Genomic DNA, 3,249 nt, shown 5'->3' with positions numbered 1-3,249 from the left:
GCTGTTGAGTTCTCAAGGAACGGACGCTTCCTTCGTACTCACCCGCAGAACATTTTCTGAGGCTTTCCTCCGGGCGCTTCCCTTCGGTGTTTCCAACCTTACCAGATTCTTATTCCGTTCCGTTCCCGGTTCGGATTCTGATTCCGGTGGCCGTTGGAGGGCCTTTTTGCCTTTCGGCGTGTTCACTACGCTAGCCGATTTCCCCGTTGACTCATAATCGAGTCGTTCGAGCTGAATTTCGGCATGCCGAAATCCCACCCGGTTTGGGTTTGTCGTAGGTAGTGGATGGCCGCTTCGGGGGCTGTTGAACAGCAGTCCCTGTTCAAGCGGCTCGGGCTACGTTAGGCGTCCTGAAACACAGAGTCAAGTTGACCTACGGCGTGGCGTATGAGGTCGATAGGCACTCACGGTGGGATCGTCGTCGATCCAGTAGCGCCAGGGATGGGAGGCGCCTTCGCCTCCGACACCCGTGCGCGGGCCGTTGCGTACCTGGTCAGAGGTGGCGGGCCAGCCTGTGAGGATGCTGAGGGGAGCGTCGGGGCCGGCGCAGACGTCGGTGCCGTCAAGTCCCCGGTCGATGCCGAGGGCGGTGGCCAGACGGGCGGGGCCTTTGGCCAGTTCCCTGTCATCGCGGGCTGAGATTCGACGTTTACGGGCCAGTTCATTGCCCACGCGGACCTCGCCCGCGCGCAGCAGGACCCCGCTCGCGGTGCCTTCGGGACCGCACACCAGGTTGAGGCAGTGCCACATGCCGTAGGTGAAGTAGACGTAGGCGTGTCCGGGCGGACCGAACATCACCGCGTTCCGGGCCGTACGGCCCCGGTAGGCGTGCGAGCCCGGGTCGGCTTCGCCGGCGTACGCCTCCACCTCCGTCAACCGGAGCTCGATCGGGCCGTCGACCGTCTGACGTACCAGCGTGCGGCCGAGGAGATCGGGGGCGACATCGAGAACCGGGCGGTCGAAGAAGCGCCGGGGCAGCGGAGTGCGGTCAGGGCTGTCGGGCATGGCGTCCGAGGGTACCCCTCTGCTGGGTCCTGGGAACCGGTTACGGTCGTCGGGCGTATGTAGAGGTCAGGACCAAGGGAGGTAGGAGCATGGGCTTCAAGAGGCTGCTCGCGAGTCTGGGTGCCGGTGGGGCGTCCGTGGAGACCGAGCTGACGGAGGCGAACGTCGTCCCCGGCGGTGTGGTGCAGGGCGAGGTGCGGATCCAGGGCGGGTCCGTCGACCAGCAGATCGAGGGGCTGTCCGTCGGTCTCCAGGCGCGCGTCGAGGTCGAGGGCGGTGACCAGGAGATGAGGCAGGACATCGAGTTCACCAAGCAGCGGCTCGGCGGTGCCTTCGAGCTGAAGGCCGGCGCGGTGCACGTCGTGCCGTTCGGGCTCGAGATCCCCTGGGAGACGCCGATCACCACGATCGCCGGGCAGCAGCTGCGCGGGATGAACATCGGTGTGACCACGGAGCTGGAGATCGCGCGGGCCGTGGACTCCGGTGACCTGGACCCGATCCACGTCCACCCGCTTCCGGCGCAGCAGGCGATCCTCGACGCGTTCATCCAGCTCGGCTTCCGCTTCAAGAGCGCGGACATGGAGCGCGGTCACATCCGGGGGACGCGGCAGCGCCTGCCGTTCTACCAGGAGATCGAGTTCCTCCCGCCGTCGCAGTACCGGGGGCTGAACCAGGTCGAGCTGACGTTCGTCGCCGACGGCCGGGAGATGGACGTGGTGCTGGAGATGGACAAGAAGCCGGGCCTCTTCAGCGAGGGCAGCGACTCCTACCGTTCCTTCCAGGTGGATCTGCACAACTTCCAGGGAACGGATTACGCCGCCTACCTGAACCAGTGGCTCGCCGATGTCGGCGGTCGCCGCAACTGGTTCTAGGCTCGGGTTCCGTAAGCGCGGAAACGCGCAGGAACGCCTATTCGGAGGTTCAGACGTGACCGAGGCGAAGAGGGCCCCGCTGCCTCATGACTTCCACCCGGCGGTGCCGTCGTTCACCGTGGCGAGTCCCGATGTCGAGCCAGGAGCCTTCCTCAAGGACGCCCAGGTCCACTCGGGTGGCAACACCTCGCCCGCCCTGCGGTGGGAGGGCTTCCCCGCGGAGACGAAGAGCTTCGCGGTGACGTGCTTCGATCCTGACGCGCCGACGGGCAGCGGGTTCTGGCACTGGGTGCTGTTCGACATCCCGTCATCGGTGACCGAGCTGCCCGCGGGTGCGGGCGGCGGGAGGTTCGAAGGCCTGCCCGAGGGCGCGGTACATGTCCGCAACGACTACGGGTCGAAGGACTTCGGCGGCGCCGCACCGCCGCCCGGGGACGGGCCGCACCGCTATGTGTTCACGGTGTACGCCGTGGGCAAGGAGAAGCTGGGCCCTGGTGACGATGTGTCTCCGGCGGTCGTGGGCTTCAATCTGCGGTTCCACACGCTGGGGCGCGCCCAGCTCATCGGTGAATACGAGAGCAAGGGCGAGTAGCCCGAGCCGGTTCTCAGGCTTCGCCTGTTGTTTGCCCGCTCCTGGTCTTGGAAGAGATCAGGAGCGGGCATCTTCCGTAGTACGCGGATATTGCGTTGTCCATCGCGGCGTGCCCGGCCAGAGTTGGTCCCAGCCCAGAGCCCGCCGGAAGGGCCGGGCCGGCACACGGGAGGTGGGGCACAATGCGGGACACGCTGGTACTGAATGCGAGCTTCGAGCCGCTGTCGACGGTGACGCTCAACCGTGCGGTGGTGCTGGTGTTGCAGGACAAGGCCGTCGTCGAGCAGGCCCACCCCGCGCTCCGGGTGCGTGCCGCGGCGATGGAGCTGCCGGTGCCCCGGGTGATCAGGCTGTGCAGATACGTACGGGTGCCGTTTCGAAGACAGGCGCCGTGGTCGCGGAGGGGTGTGCTGGTCAGGGACCAGCACCGGTGCGCGTACTGCGGTAGGCGGGCCACGACGGTGGACCACGTGGTGCCGCGGTCCCGGGGTGGTGCGGACAGCTGGCTGAACACGGTGGCGTCCTGTGCGGAGGACAACCACCGCAAGGCGGACCGTACGCCTGAGCAGGCGGGGATGCCCTTGCTGCACCAGCCTTTCGTGCCGACTCCGGCGGACGCGATGCTGCTGACCCTGCGGGCTGGTGAGCGTGCGGAGCTGCCGGAGTGGCTGGCGCGGCACGGGCCGCAGCCGGATGTGCGGTCCGCGGCGTAAGTGCGTTACGCACCGATGCGGTGCCGGGAAGCCCGCCTCCTTGTCGTGGAGGCGGGCTTCCGCGCGT

4 protein-coding genes are annotated in these 3,249 nt (G+C 67.2%); 3 read left to right on the top strand and 1 reads right to left on the bottom strand.

The annotated features are described in order from the left end of the window. Window positions 1–363 precede the first annotated feature (363 nt). Complete coding sequence (locus ACFWI9_RS29200; protein ID WP_387166681.1) at window positions 364–1,005, bottom strand: DNA-3-methyladenine glycosylase; 642 nt, start codon at window positions 1,003–1,005, stop codon at window positions 364–366. An 89-nt stretch (window positions 1,006–1,094) separates the two neighbouring features. On the opposite strand from ACFWI9_RS29200, the gene ACFWI9_RS29195 reads away from it, so the two are divergent. From ACFWI9_RS29195 to ACFWI9_RS29185, 3 genes are all read left to right on the top strand, one after another. Next, window positions 1,095–1,877 carry a sporulation protein gene (locus ACFWI9_RS29195; protein WP_387166678.1) on the top strand — a complete coding sequence of 261 codons (783 nt, stop codon included), beginning with the start codon at window positions 1,095–1,097 and terminating at the stop codon, window positions 1,875–1,877. Window positions 1,878–1,932: 55 nt separating this feature from the next. Then, window positions 1,933–2,469, top strand: coding sequence for a YbhB/YbcL family Raf kinase inhibitor-like protein (locus ACFWI9_RS29190; protein ID WP_387166675.1), 537 nt, complete (start codon window positions 1,933–1,935; stop codon window positions 2,467–2,469). Window positions 2,470–2,651: 182 nt separating this feature from the next. After that, window positions 2,652–3,182 (top strand): HNH endonuclease, encoded by a 531-nt coding sequence (locus ACFWI9_RS29185; RefSeq protein ID WP_387166672.1) that lies wholly within the window; start codon window positions 2,652–2,654, stop codon window positions 3,180–3,182. Window positions 3,183–3,249: the final 67 nt, after the last annotated feature.

Origin of the sequence: Streptomyces sp. NPDC127084 (assembly GCF_042724175.1) — a bacterium.
Taxonomy (GTDB): Bacteria; Actinomycetota; Actinomycetes; order Streptomycetales; family Streptomycetaceae; genus Streptomyces.
The sequence above is the reverse complement of the archived record's forward strand: the minus strand, read 5'-3'. Positions and strand labels throughout refer to the sequence as shown.